The following is a 12,620-nucleotide window of genomic DNA, read 5'->3' as shown; positions in this document are numbered from 1 at the left end:
TATATAGATCTTTTTGTTAAGCACGGGTACCCTTTCCCGTGCTTCTTTTTTATACGTGGACAAGTGCACGGATCGGGCTTCTTCGTTGTAGTGAATTGTAAGAAATAGTATAATAAAATAAATAGAAGTTTAACCATTTTCGATGGAGTTATGTTGAGGTGAGCGTGTTGCAGCGCGTGACAAATTGCGTTTTAGTAAAAGACGGAAAAGTATTGTTATTACAAAAGCCGAAGCGGGGCTGGTGGGTTGCCCCGGGAGGCAAAATGGAACAAGGAGAATCCGTCCGTGAAGCATGCATTCGCGAATATCGCGAAGAGACGGGAATTTATTTAAAAAACCCGAAGCTTAGAGGAGTTTTTACAATTGTCATCAAAGATCAAGAGCACACCGTTTCTGAATGGATGATGTTTACTTTTTTTGCCGATCAATTTGCTGGCGAAAATGTTCCGCATTGTGAAGAAGGAAAGTTGGAATGGCATCCGTTGGAAACGATCCACCAGCTACCAATGGCGCCAGGTGATTACCATATTTTAGATTATGCGCTAAAAGGATCAGATGTTATGTACGGAACGTTTATATATACGGAAGATTTTGAGCTACTTTCCTATCGGTTAGACCCCAGTTGATGAAGAGGAGGGGGAAAATGAGCAAAGGTTCGGCTAACAAGATTCAAATGGTGATTATTACGGGGATGTCCGGCGCTGGGAAAACGGTTGCGATTCAGAGCTTTGAAGACTTGGGCTTTTTTTGTGTCGATAATTTGCCGCCGACGTTGCTTCCAAAATTTTTGGAGCTGATGAAAGAGTCGGGGAATAAAATGAATAAAGTGGCGTTAGTGATGGATTTGCGAAGCCGTGACTTTTTCGACAGCTTGTTTACCGCGCTTGACGACTTGGCGGAGCAGTCATGGGTAACGCCGCAAATTTTATTTTTGGACGCCAAAGATTCGACGCTCGTGGCGCGATATAAAGAAACGAGACGCACGCACCCGCTCGCGCCGAACGGATTGCCGCTTGAGGGAATTCGTTTAGAGCGCAAACTGCTCGAGGAATTGAAAGGAAGAGCGCAAATTATTTATGATACGTCCGATTTAAAGCCGCGCGAATTGCGGGAAAAAATTTTGCAACAGTTTTCTTCCCACGCGCAACAAACGTTTACGGTCAACGTAATGTCGTTTGGCTTTAAATACGGTGTTCCGATTGACGCCGACTTAGTATTTGATGTTCGCTTTTTACCAAACCCTCACTATATTGACCATATGCGTCCGAAAACAGGATTGGATGAGGAAGTTTCTTCCTATGTGCTCAAGTGGAGCGAAACGCAAAAATTTCTTGAAAAATTGATCGATTTATTGACATTTATGCTCCCACATTACAAGCGGGAAGGGAAAAGCCAGCTTGTGATCGCCATCGGCTGCACGGGAGGACAGCACCGATCGGTGGCGATTGCCGAATATATTGCCCGCCATTTTGCGAACGATTATAAAACTCATGTGTCCCACCGCGACATGGAGAGGAGAAAGGAAAAGTATAAATGAGTGCGAAAAGTCAACCGAAGATTGTCATCATCGGCGGTGGAACAGGGCTCCCTGTCTTGTTGCGCGGCTTGAAGCAGTATGCTGTTGATATTACGGCGATTGTCACTGTTGCCGATGATGGCGGCAGTTCAGGGAGATTGCGTGATGAATTGCACATTCCGCCGCCAGGAGATGTGCGCAACGTATTAGCGGCGCTGTCCGATGTCGAGCCGCTTATCGTCGAATTGTTTCAGCATCGGTTTCAAAACGGCAACGGATTGTCGGGACATTCGTTAGGGAATTTAATTTTGGCGGCGTTGACGTCGATCACCGGTGATTTTGTGAAAGCGATTCGCGAGATGAGCAAAGTGTTGAACGTGCACGGACAAGTGCTGCCGGCGGCGAATAAAAGCGTCGTTCTTCATGCGGAGATGGAAGACGGCGCAATTGTTTCCGGTGAATCAAAAATCCCTTATTCCGGAAAAAGAATTAAAAAAGTATTTTTGACGCCGGAAAATGTTGAGCCGCTTCCGGAAACGATCGACGCAATTCGTTCCGCGGATTTGATTGTCATCGGTCCGGGAAGTTTATATACGAGCATTTTGCCAAACTTGCTTGTGCCGAAAATCGGTCAGGAGGTTTGCCGAGCGAAGGCGAAAAAAGTGTATATATGCAACGTGATGACCCAGGCGGGCGAGACGATGCACTATACGGTAAGCGATCATGTTAAAGCGCTCCATGACCATATGGGATGCTTATTTCTTGATGTCGTCGTTGTCAATAGCGGGCACATTCCAGAAGAGATTCAACGGCGTTACGCAGAAGAGTTGGCCGAACCGGTGAAGGATGATGGCGATCGGCTTGCGGAGCTGGGGATTAAAGTGATTCGCGATAATATCGTCAGCTATGAAGACCACGTCATCCGTCATGACACGAAAAAAGTGGCGTCGCTGCTCATTTCGCTTATTACAGCACCTCCTTCTTCCTAATGGCATGAACGAACTACGGAGGTGACTAACCATGTCATTTGCGTCAGAAACGAAAAAAGAACTAACGAATTTAGAAGTGAAACCTTGTTGCTTAAAAGCGGAATTATCCGCGCTTCTCCGCATGAATGGTTTGCTATCTTTTTCCAATAAAAAAATGATTGTCGATGTGCAAACGGAAAACGCTGCCATCGCGCGGAGAATTTACACTCTTTTAAAGAAAGGATACGAAGTCACGGTCGAACTGTTAGTTCGAAAAAAAATGCGCCTGAAAAAAAATAATGTGTACATCGTGCGAATCGTTGACGGCGCTCACGAACTATTAAAGGATTTAAAAATATTGAAGGAGGACTTTTCACTAATTCGGGTTATTTCGCCGGAATTAGTGAAAAAAAAGTGCTGTAAGCGTTCTTATTTGCGCGGCGCGTTTCTTGCCGGAGGATCGGTAAACAATCCGGAAACGTCATCCTATCATTTGGAAATTTTTTCTCTTTACGAAGAACATAACGATTCATTATGTGAATTAATGAACAGCCACTTTTTTCTTCATGCCAAAACGCTGGAACGAAAAAAAGGGTTTATTACGTATTTGAAAGAGGCTGAAAAAATTTCCGAGTTTTTAAATATCATCGGCGCCCATCAAGCGTTATTGCGCTTCGAAGATATTCGCATTGTGCGCGATATGAGAAATTCGGTAAACCGTCTTGTCAATTGCGAAACGGCGAACTTAAATAAAACGATTGGCGCTGCCCTTCGCCAAGTGGAAAACATTCGCTATATTGATGAAACGATCGGATTGAGCGCCCTTCCTGATAAACTGCGGGAAATTGCCGAATTGCGAATGATGCATCAGGATGTAACGTTAAAAGAATTAGGAGAATTAGTGTCCGGAGGAAAGATTAGCAAGTCAGGAATCAACCACCGCCTGCGGAAAATTGATGAAATTGCCGAACGACTGCGGGCTGGCAAGCCTGTTGATTTTCATAAATCATTATAAAAAGGGGAGATGGAGCATGGTTGAGAGACAAGTAGAAGTGCGGTTGAAAACGGGATTGCAAGCGCGCCCAGCGGCGTTATTTGTTCAGGAGGCGAATCGCTTTTCTTCCGACATCTATTTGGAAAAAGACGGGAAGAGAGTGAACGCAAAAAGCATTATGGGGCTAATGAGCCTCGCGATCAGCACCGGTTCTGTCATTAAATTGATCGCGGACGGCCCGGATGAAAACGAAGCGATTGAAAAATTAGCAAGTTATGTGGAAAATGAAAAATAAACAAATAGGCTGCTTCTGCGTAAATCGAAGCAGCCTATCATTTTACTCGGTTTATTTTTCATCTACGCGCGTTAACACGCGGTCGATAATTCCGTATTCTTGCGCTTTTTGCGCCGTCATGAAGTTATCGCGGTCCGTATCGCGTTCAATCACATCGATCGGTTGGCCGGTGTTTTCCGAAAGGATGCGGTTTAACTTATCGCGCAAGAAAAGGATTCGTTTTGCGGCAATTTCGATTTCTGTCGCTTGACCTTGCGCACCGCCAAGCGGTTGATGGATCATAATTTCGCTGTTTGGCAAGGCAAACCGTTTTCCTTTTGCCCCGGCAGCAAGCAAAAACGCCCCCATCGAAGCGGCCATGCCGATGCAGATCGTTGAAACGTCCGGCTTAATAAATTGCATCGTATCATAAATCGCCAAGCCAGCAGTGATCGAACCGCCCGGGCTGTTAATATAAAGCGAAATGTCTTTCTCCGGATCTTCCGCTGCTAAAAATAGCAATTGCGAAACGATCGAGTTTGCCACTTGATCGTCAATTGGGCTGCCGAGAATGATAATGCGGTCTTTCAATAAACGAGAATAAATGTCATATGCACGTTCCCCGCGGCTTGTTTGCTCAATAACTGTAGGAATTAAATTCATGAAGCTTCCTCCTTTACCAATCGCTTAAAATCGTATGTATCTCTATCATACATAAATGGTCAATGAAGGTCAAACAAAAAATACCGCCCTTACTCTTAATTATTATTCGCTATCGGTATTAGACATCCCTTTTTTCATCATAACCTCTTTTCCATTTTTTAAACGCATTTTCCGGTCAAGTCCAAATTATTGTGTAAAATTCCATTACTAGCACAGTAAATAAGATGATGGGAAAATAAAATCGCTTTTTACCGTTTTGTTTTTACACAATTTTGCGGACTTGATCCATTTTCCCTCTTGCAATATAAAGCTGTTTTCAATATAATTGAATATGCAACTGAACATAATGCCCTCGTAGTGTAGTGGATAGCACGAGAGATTCCGGTTCTCTTAGCGTGGGTTCGAATCCTGCCGAGGGCGTTCCAACATCCGACAGGTTCGGATTGAGTTTCATCAACTCCTTGATACGACTGCGTTTGCAGTCGTATTTTATTTTTCAAGAACTCGATATAGATTTTGAAAAAATTTTGCACGGTTATTTGGCGTTGTAGAGATCTCCATTGCGAGATCCACTTGCCGAGATTCGGGGCGTATAAAGGAAAACCTGCTGCGAGACGCGGCAGGTTTTTTGCGTAATCGCATATATATAACTAAACGTTTCTGCTTTTCGTTAGCCGCGCTGTGCCGGACGATAGCGCATTCCTGAGCTAATTGTGCTAAGCCCCCACAGCCTGTTTTATATATTTTTCTATATACCGTCGAGGCGACAGTAGTGTACAATAAAAAAAAGGGGGCTTGACGATGAGGGCGGAATTATGGCAAGAGCAGCGGCTGAAGTTATCGCTGACAAAAGAACTGACGCAAGCAATTGAATTATTGCAATATTCCGCTGTGGAGTTGCAGTCATTTTTATATGAACAGTCGTTGGATAATCCGTTTCTTGAAATTCGCAACTATCGGTTGAAGCGTAGCGATCGCGACTCGTCGGATAAGGAAAAGCAACGGTGGATCGAAAATATAAGCACTCATTCAGAAACGCTTTCATCGCATTTAACCGCACAGCTTCCAGCCCTGTCTCTTTCGAAGCGCGAAGAACGTGTAGCGCGTTATATGATCGCTTCCCTTGACGAAGATGGATATTTGCGAGTAGAAATCGAAGAGATCGCGGAACGGCTTGCTATTTCCAAACAGGAAGCGGAAAAAGCGCTACAGATCGTTCAGTCGTTAGAGCCAGCTGGCGTTGGCGCCCGCAGTTTGCAAGAATGTTTATATTTGCAGCTAAAGCGTTTGCCGCGTCGCGATGCGTTGGCGGAACAAATCGTGCAACACCATTTTTCGCTATTTGTCGAAAAAGCTTGGAAAACATTGGCGAAACAACTTGACGTGGATATTGCTTCATTGCAGCGTGTATGGGATTTAATCCGCACGCTTGAGCCGCGCCCCGGCATCCATTATACGAAAGAGATGCCCCATTTCATCGTTCCTGATATCATTGTTGAACGTAGCGATGAAGGGGATTGGTACATTTTTTGCAATGATGATGTGCATCCGGAACTTGTTTGGAATCGGGCATACGAACAAAAACTCTCCGGTTATCACGACGGGCAAGTTCAATCGTTTATAAAAGATAAATATCGGCAATTTTTATGGTTAGCCAAAAGCTTAGAACAGCGTAAACAAACGTTGCTAAACATCATGCATGTCATTGTTGATAAACAAAAGCAATGTCTGGAATCAGGATTTGCCGCCTTAAAGCCTCTTACGATGCGGGAAGTGGCGGAAGAGCTCGGCATTCACGAATCTACTGTCAGCCGTGCCGTGAAAAACAAATACGTGCAAACGCCGTTTGGTACCGTGGAACTTCGCCGCTTTTTTTCCAACGCGGTTTCTTCCGTTTATGCGGATGAAGACGCAGCTTCTTCGGTAAAAGTGAAAATGTTTATTAAGCAGTTAATAGAACAGGAAAATAAACAGCGACCGCTTTCCGACCAAAAACTCGCCGACTTATTGCATGAGCGATATGGCGTAGCCATCTCGCGCAGAACGGTCGCAAAATATCGAGAGCAGTTGCATATTCCGTCATCGGCAAAGCGAAAGCAGTATGTAGGGAAGTGACAACAAGTGATCATCCATTTATATTCGAAAACAAACTGTCCGCTATGTGATAAAGCAAAACAAGTGCTACAGGAACTGCAAAAGGAATTCACTTTTCAAATCAAGGAAATTGACATTTATCAAGATGATGCGTTGCTCGAAAAATATCAATTGATGATTCCGGTCATCGAAATCGATGGCGAAGAAGTCGCTTTCGGCATGATTCAAAAAGATGTCATAAGAAAGCGCTTGCTTGAGGCGCGAAATAGTTGAACATTGTCAATCCTCCTGTTACAATAAAATTGACGCAGGAGGGAATTTTTTACGTACAATCGGGACATAATAAGTCATACCGGGACATTTTATGTCCATGTATTTTCATAAGGAGAAGGGAATCGATGCAGTCATTAATTGAGGCGCAAAAAAAATTATTGCCCGACCTTCTTGAAGTTATGCAAAAGCGCTATCGCATTTTGCGTTACATTTCTCTCATGCAACCAGTCGGGCGAAGGGTGCTGTCGAACAGCTTAGGAATAAGCGAACGCGTGCTTCGTTCGGAAGTGCAGTTTTTAAAAAAGCAAAACTTGCTCACCATCAGTTCCGCTGGCATGAGCTTGACGCAGGAAGGAAAAGGATTGCTGCATACGCTGGAAGATGTTATGAGGGAAGTGTTGGGCCTAAAAGATTTAGAAACAAAATTAAAGCAAAAACTTCATGTGGAAGAAGTGATCGTTGTCGCCGGGGATAGCGACCTTTCTCCTTGGGTAAAAAAAGAAATGGGGAGAGCTTGTGCGACGTGCATGAAAGAACGGCTGGCAAACGGCGACATCGTAGCGGTGACAGGAGGAACCACAATGGCTGCGGTGGCCGAGATGATGACGCCGGATGCGAAGCTAAACGATCTTTTATTTGTGCCCGCACGAGGCGGCCTAGGGGAGAATGTCGAAAACCAAGCCAATACGATTTGCGCAAAGATGGCGGAAAAATCGTTAGGAAATTATCGCCTTCTTCACGTTCCCGACCATTTAAGCCGCGAAGCGTATGAATCTTTAATTGAAGAACCGACCGTGAAAGAAGTGTTGGAACTTATTAAATCATGCCGTATGGTCGTGCATGGAATCGGGGATGCTATTACAATGGCAGAACGCCGAAAAACCCCAAATGAAGATATGGAGAAAATTCAGGCGCGGCATGCGGTTGCTGAAGCGTTTGGCTATTACTTTAATGAAAAAGGCGAAGTAGTCCATAAAGTGAAGACGGTCGGCATTCAGCTTGAAGACCTTCCGCGCGTCGAACATGTCATTGCAGTGGCTGGTGGATCTTCCAAAGCAAAAGCCATTCAGGCATACATGAAACGGGCACATCATTCGATTCTTATTACCGACGAAGGTGCAGCAAAAGCGTTACTAGGGGAGTAACATCCCTTAATATAAATAACAACTATTCTAAAGGAGGAGCTATTCATGGCTGTAAAAATTGGTATTAACGGTTTTGGTCGTATTGGGCGCAATGTCTTTCGCGCGGCATTAAAAAATCCAAACATTGAAGTAGTGGCGGTAAACGACTTAACGGACGCCAACACATTGGCACATCTTTTGAAATATGACTCTGTTCACGGAAAATTAGACGCGGAAGTATCGGTGAATGGCAATAATATTGTTGTAAACGGAAAAGAAATCGTGGTAAAGGCAGAGCGTGACCCAGCTCAATTAGCATGGAACGAATTAGGCGTCGATATTGTCGTCGAATCGACAGGCCGCTTCACGAAACGCGAAGACGCGGCAAAACATTTGGAAGCTGGCGCGAAAAAAGTCATCATTTCCGCACCGGCGAAAAACGAAGATATTACGATCGTGATGGGTGTCAACCAAGATAAATACGATCCAGCAAACCATCACATTATTTCCAACGCTTCTTGTACGACAAACTGCTTGGCGCCATTCGCGAAAGTGCTTCATGAAAAATTTGGCATCGTTCGCGGCATGATGACGACCGTTCACTCGTATACGAACGACCAACAAATTTTGGACTTGCCTCATAAAGATTTGCGCCGCGCACGCGCTGCTGCGGAGTCGATCATTCCGACGACAACAGGTGCGGCAAAAGCAGTTGCGCTTGTGCTGCCTGAACTAAAAGGAAAGCTAAACGGCATGGCAATGCGTGTGCCAACGCCAAACGTATCTGTTGTCGACCTTGTTGCGGAACTTGAAAAAGAAGTAACGGTAGAAGAGGTCAACGCAGCATTGAAAGAAGCGGCAGAAGGCGAATTAAAAGGCATTTTAGCTTACAGCGAAGAGCCGCTTGTATCGCGCGATTATAACGGTTCTACTGTATCTTCGACGATCGATGCGCTTTCCACAATGGTTATTGAAGGAACAATGGTGAAAGTAGTATCTTGGTACGATAACGAAACAGGATATTCTCACCGCGTTGTCGATCTTGCTGAGTATATCGCATCCAAAGGCTTATAATGATGGTGATTGTGTTTATCGCCAAATCAAGTCTATAATAAGAAAATGGGGAGGGGAGCGGGGAGTGATCCCCACTCCTCTTCGTTTGTGAAAATGACACGATCAAAAAGGGGGCATAGCGCCATGAACAAAAAAACGGTTCGGGACGTCGATGTGAAAGGAAAACGAGTGTTTTGCCGCGTCGATTTTAACGTGCCGATGGAAAACGGCGCGATTACGGATGACACGCGTATTCGCGCGGCACTTCCGACGATTCGTTATTTAATCGAGCAAGGCGCGAAAGTGATTTTGGCGAGCCATCTCGGCCGTCCAAAAGGAAAAGTCGTCGAAGAATTGCGCTTAAATGCGGTTGCTGAGCGTTTAAGCGAGCTGCTTGGAAAACATGTGACAAAAACAGATGAAGCATACGGTGATGCAGTAAAAGAAGCAATTTCAAAAATGAATGAAGGCGATGTATTGCTTCTCGAAAACGTCCGTTTTTATCCAGGGGAAGAGAAAAACGATCCAGAACTGGCGAAAGCATTTGCTGAATTAGCGAATATTTATGTGAACGACGCGTTTGGTGCCGCTCACCGCGCCCATGCTTCGACGGAAGGAATCGCCCACTACTTGCCAGCGGTTGCCGGATTTTTAATGGAAAAAGAAATCGAAGTGTTAGGAAAAGCGCTGTCCAATCCAGACCGTCCATTTACGGCGATCATCGGCGGCGCGAAAGTGAAAGACAAAATCGGCGTCATCGAAAATTTGCTGAATAAAGTGGACAATTTGATTATTGGCGGCGGCCTTGCGTATACGTTTGTGAAAGCGCTCGGCCATGAAGTCGGCAAATCGCTGCTTGAAGAAGATAAAATCGAACTAGCCAAATCATTTATGGAAAAAGCGAAAGAAAAAGGAGTTAACTTCTATATGCCAGTTGATGTTGTCGTAGCTGATCGGTTTGCGAACGACGCCAACACGAAAGTCGTTGCGATTGATGCGATTCCAAGCGATTGGGAAGCGCTTGATATCGGTCCGAAAACGCGCGAACTTTACCGTGATGTCATTATGAAATCGAAGTTGGTTGTTTGGAACGGCCCAATGGGCGTTTTCGAAATAGACGCTTTTGCCGAAGGAACAAAAGCGGTTGCCCAAGCGTTAGCGGACGCTGCCGATACATATTCGGTCATCGGCGGTGGAGATTCCGCAGCGGCGGTAGAAAAATTCGGCTTAGCGGACAAAATGGATCACATCTCCACCGGCGGCGGTGCATCGCTGGAATTTATGGAAGGAAAACAACTTCCTGGAGTGGTGGCGTTAAACGATAAATAACGCACTCACTCCTTTCTGGGAAAGGAAGGGATCAATAATGAGAAAACGAATTATCGCAGGAAACTGGAAAATGCATAAAACATTGCCGGAGGCAGTAAGCTTCGTGGAAGAAGTAAAACGGCTTGTTCCGCCGGCAGAACAAGTAGACTCTGTCATTTGCGCCCCTTTCTTGTTTTTAGACCGCCTTGTCCAAAACGTGCAAGGCTCTGATTTAAAAATCGGCGCGCAAAATATGCATTTTGAAGACAAAGGAGCGTTTACTGGCGAAATCAGCCCTGTTGCGCTGAAAGATATCGGCGTGACGTATGTCATTATCGGCCACTCCGAGCGCCGCGAAATGTTTGCCGAGACGGATGAAACCGTCAATAAAAAAGTGCATGCTGCCTTCAAGCATGGATTAATTCCGATCGTCTGCTGCGGTGAAACGCTGGAACAACGGGAAAGCGGCAAAACGAATGACATCGTCGGCGCGCAAGTCGAAAAAGCGCTTGCCGGGTTAACCGCGGAACAAGCGAAACAAGCGGTGATCGCCTATGAACCAATTTGGGCGATTGGCACCGGCAAATCATCGACTGCTGAAGATGCCAACGAAGTGTGCGGCCATATTCGTTCGGTCATCGCCAAAATCTTTTCGCCGGAGGTGGCCGAAGCCGTACGCATTCAGTATGGCGGCAGCGTCAAGCCGGAAAACATCCGCGAATTTTTAGCGCAAGAACATATTGACGGCGCCCTTGTCGGCGGTGCAAGCCTCGATCCGACATCATTTTTGCAATTAGTGGAGGCTGGACGACATGAGTAAAAAACCGGTAGCGTTGATTATTTTAGACGGATTTGCGCTTCGCGAAGAAACATACGGCAATGCGGTAGCGCAAGCGAAAAAGCCGAATTTTGACCGCTATTGGAACGAATATCCACACGCAACGCTCACCGCTTGCGGCGAAGCGGTCGGGCTTCCGGAAGGGCAAATGGGAAACTCGGAAGTCGGCCATTTGAACATCGGCGCTGGCCGCATTGTCTACCAGAGTTTAACGCGCGTCAACATCGCGATTCGCGAAGGGGAATTTGACCGCAATGAAACGTTTTTAGCGGCAATGAACCATGTCAAAGAAAAAGGAACGAATTTGCACATTTTCGGTCTTCTCTCCGACGGCGGCGTGCACAGCCATATTAACCATCTATATGCGCTGTTAAGATTAGCCGCGAAAGAAGGCGTCAAAAACGTCTACATCCACGGCTTTTTAGATGGTCGCGACGTCGGTCCGCAAACGGCGCCGAAATATATTAAAGAATTGCAAGCAAAAATAAAAGAGTATGGCGTCGGCGAAATCGCGACATTATCCGGCCGCTATTACTCGATGGACCGCGACAAACGGTGGGAGCGCGTCGAAAAAGCGTACCGTGCGATGGTATACGGCGAGGGCCCGACATATCGCGATCCGCTTGAGTGCATTGAAGACTCTTATCAACATGGCATTTACGATGAATTCGTGCTTCCATCGGTTATGGTGCGTGAAGATGGATCGCCAGTAGCGACGATTAAAGACGAAGACGCGATTATTTTCTACAACTTCCGTCCAGATCGGGCGATCCAAATTTCGAACACGTTTACGAACGAAGACTTCCGCGAATTCGACCGCGGCCCGAAACATCCGAAAAATTTGTTCTTCGTATGTTTGACGCACTTTAGCGAAACGGTCAAAGGCTATGTCGCGTTTAAACCGACGAATTTGGATAATACGCTCGGCGAAGTCATATCGCAACATGGATTGCGCCAGCTTCGCATCGCGGAAACGGAAAAATATCCGCACGTGACGTTCTTTATGAGCGGCGGCCGCGAAGAGAAGTTTCCGGGTGAAGACCGCATTTTAATCAATTCTCCAAAAGTCGCCACATACGACTTAAAGCCGGAAATGAGCGCTTATGAAGTAACGGATGCGCTCCTGAAAGAAATTGAAGCAGATAAATATGACGCAATCATTTTAAACTATGCGAACCCGGATATGGTTGGCCATTCCGGTAAGCTCGAACCAACCATTAAAGCGGTCGAAGCGGTCGATGAATGCCTTGGCAAAGTCGTCGATGCGATTTTAGCCAAAGGCGGCATCGCGATCATTACGGCGGACCACGGAAACGCAGATGAAGTATTGACGCCGGATGGCAAACCGCAAACGGCGCATACGACAAATCCGGTTCCAGTCATTGTCACGAAAAAAGGAATCGAACTTCGCAAAGACGGCATTTTAGGGGATTTAGCGCCAACCATGCTTGATTTGCTTGGCTTGCCACAGCCAAAAGAAATGACAGGAAAATCATTAATTATCAAATAATGAAT

At 45.8% G+C, this 12,620-nt stretch carries 13 protein-coding genes and 1 tRNA gene; 13 read left to right on the top strand and 1 reads right to left on the bottom strand.

Features of this window, described 5'->3' with window-relative positions; all coding sequences use genetic code 11:
* The first annotated feature begins 167 nt into the window (after nucleotides 1-167).
* Genes BM278_RS05945 through BM278_RS05925 form a run of 5 tightly spaced genes read left to right on the top strand, consistent with a single transcriptional unit; the run spans nucleotide 168 to nucleotide 3,773 of the window.
* The gene (locus tag BM278_RS05945; RefSeq protein WP_090948520.1) at nucleotides 168-626 is read left to right on the top strand and encodes an 8-oxo-dGTP diphosphatase; all 459 of its coding nucleotides are present in this window, start codon (nucleotides 168-170) and stop codon (nucleotides 624-626) included.
* 17 nt (nucleotides 627-643) lie between these two features.
* The gene (gene rapZ / locus BM278_RS05940) at nucleotides 644-1,537 is read left to right on the top strand and encodes an RNase adapter RapZ (protein WP_090948449.1); all 894 of its coding nucleotides are present in this window, start codon (nucleotides 644-646) and stop codon (nucleotides 1,535-1,537) included.
* Nucleotides 1,534-2,505, top strand: a complete 972-nt coding sequence (locus BM278_RS05935; RefSeq protein WP_090948448.1) for a gluconeogenesis factor YvcK family protein — start codon at nucleotides 1,534-1,536, stop codon at nucleotides 2,503-2,505. The genes rapZ and BM278_RS05935 overlap by 4 nt, the downstream gene beginning before the upstream one ends.
* A 31-nt stretch (nucleotides 2,506-2,536) precedes the next feature.
* The gene (gene whiA / locus BM278_RS05930; protein WP_090948447.1) at nucleotides 2,537-3,499 is read left to right on the top strand and encodes a DNA-binding protein WhiA; all 963 of its coding nucleotides are present in this window, start codon (nucleotides 2,537-2,539) and stop codon (nucleotides 3,497-3,499) included.
* A gap of 16 nt (nucleotides 3,500-3,515) precedes the next feature.
* The gene (locus BM278_RS05925) at nucleotides 3,516-3,773 is read left to right on the top strand and encodes an HPr family phosphocarrier protein (protein WP_090948446.1); all 258 of its coding nucleotides are present in this window, start codon (nucleotides 3,516-3,518) and stop codon (nucleotides 3,771-3,773) included.
* Between the two features lie 51 nt (nucleotides 3,774-3,824).
* Here BM278_RS05925 and clpP read toward each other — a convergent pair whose 3' ends face one another.
* Nucleotides 3,825-4,415 carry an ATP-dependent Clp endopeptidase proteolytic subunit ClpP gene (clpP, locus tag BM278_RS05920; RefSeq protein WP_003248099.1) on the bottom strand — a complete coding sequence of 197 codons (591 nt, stop codon included), beginning with the start codon at nucleotides 4,413-4,415 and terminating at the stop codon, nucleotides 3,825-3,827.
* A 348-nt stretch (nucleotides 4,416-4,763) separates the two neighbouring features.
* Between clpP and BM278_RS05915 the strand changes: the two genes are divergently transcribed.
* The 8 genes from BM278_RS05915 to gpmI all read left to right on the top strand — a co-directional run bounded on the left by BM278_RS05915 (nucleotide 4,764) and on the right by gpmI (nucleotide 12,615).
* A tRNA-Arg gene (locus BM278_RS05915) sits at nucleotides 4,764-4,835 on the top strand.
* Between the two features lie 381 nt (nucleotides 4,836-5,216).
* Nucleotides 5,217-6,530 carry an RNA polymerase factor sigma-54 gene (gene rpoN / locus BM278_RS05910; protein WP_090948445.1) on the top strand — a complete coding sequence of 438 codons (1,314 nt, stop codon included), beginning with the start codon at nucleotides 5,217-5,219 and terminating at the stop codon, nucleotides 6,528-6,530.
* Nucleotides 6,531-6,536: 6 nt separating this feature from the next.
* Entirely contained in the window at nucleotides 6,537-6,782 is a 246-nt protein-coding gene (locus BM278_RS05905; protein WP_090948444.1) for a glutaredoxin family protein, read from the top strand.
* 125 nt (nucleotides 6,783-6,907) lie between these two features.
* A complete protein-coding gene (locus tag BM278_RS05900; protein ID WP_090948443.1) occupies nucleotides 6,908-7,927 on the top strand; it encodes a sugar-binding transcriptional regulator in 1,020 nt (339 codons plus the stop codon).
* A gap of 45 nt (nucleotides 7,928-7,972) precedes the next feature.
* The gene (gene gap / locus BM278_RS05895; RefSeq protein ID WP_003248107.1) at nucleotides 7,973-8,980 is read left to right on the top strand and encodes a type I glyceraldehyde-3-phosphate dehydrogenase; all 1,008 of its coding nucleotides are present in this window, start codon (nucleotides 7,973-7,975) and stop codon (nucleotides 8,978-8,980) included.
* A 123-nt stretch (nucleotides 8,981-9,103) separates the two neighbouring features.
* Entirely contained in the window at nucleotides 9,104-10,288 is a 1,185-nt protein-coding gene (locus tag BM278_RS05890) for a phosphoglycerate kinase (RefSeq protein ID WP_090948442.1), read from the top strand.
* A 37-nt stretch (nucleotides 10,289-10,325) separates the two neighbouring features.
* A complete protein-coding gene (tpiA, locus tag BM278_RS05885; RefSeq protein WP_090948441.1) occupies nucleotides 10,326-11,087 on the top strand; it encodes a triose-phosphate isomerase in 762 nt (253 codons plus the stop codon).
* The gene (gene gpmI, locus BM278_RS05880; RefSeq protein WP_090948440.1) at nucleotides 11,080-12,615 is read left to right on the top strand and encodes a 2,3-bisphosphoglycerate-independent phosphoglycerate mutase; all 1,536 of its coding nucleotides are present in this window, start codon (nucleotides 11,080-11,082) and stop codon (nucleotides 12,613-12,615) included. Before tpiA ends, gpmI begins: the two co-directional genes overlap by 8 nt.
* Nucleotides 12,616-12,620 lie beyond the last annotated feature (5 nt).

It is taken from the genome of Parageobacillus thermantarcticus, from assembly GCF_900111865.1.
Lineage (GTDB): Bacteria > Bacillota > Bacilli > Bacillales > Anoxybacillaceae > Parageobacillus > Parageobacillus thermantarcticus.
This window is presented reverse-complemented; position numbering and strand designations above follow the sequence as displayed.

Coding starts and splice junctions, on each gene's coding strand:
- clpP (WP_003248099.1), bottom strand. CDS start 4,415: ATGAATTTAATTCCTACAGTTATTGAGCAAACAAGCCGCGGGGAACGT.
- gpmI (WP_090948440.1), top strand. CDS start 11,080: ATGAGTAAAAAACCGGTAGCGTTGATTATTTTAGACGGATTTGCGCTT.
- BM278_RS05890 (WP_090948442.1), top strand. CDS start 9,104: ATGAACAAAAAAACGGTTCGGGACGTCGATGTGAAAGGAAAACGAGTG.
- BM278_RS05925 (WP_090948446.1), top strand. CDS start 3,516: ATGGTTGAGAGACAAGTAGAAGTGCGGTTGAAAACGGGATTGCAAGCG.
- BM278_RS05935 (WP_090948448.1), top strand. CDS start 1,534: ATGAGTGCGAAAAGTCAACCGAAGATTGTCATCATCGGCGGTGGAACA.
- tpiA (WP_090948441.1), top strand. CDS start 10,326: ATGAGAAAACGAATTATCGCAGGAAACTGGAAAATGCATAAAACATTG.
- BM278_RS05900 (WP_090948443.1), top strand. CDS start 6,908: ATGCAGTCATTAATTGAGGCGCAAAAAAAATTATTGCCCGACCTTCTT.
- rapZ (WP_090948449.1), top strand. CDS start 644: ATGAGCAAAGGTTCGGCTAACAAGATTCAAATGGTGATTATTACGGGG.
- whiA (WP_090948447.1), top strand. CDS start 2,537: ATGTCATTTGCGTCAGAAACGAAAAAAGAACTAACGAATTTAGAAGTG.
- gap (WP_003248107.1), top strand. CDS start 7,973: ATGGCTGTAAAAATTGGTATTAACGGTTTTGGTCGTATTGGGCGCAAT.
- rpoN (WP_090948445.1), top strand. CDS start 5,217: ATGAGGGCGGAATTATGGCAAGAGCAGCGGCTGAAGTTATCGCTGACA.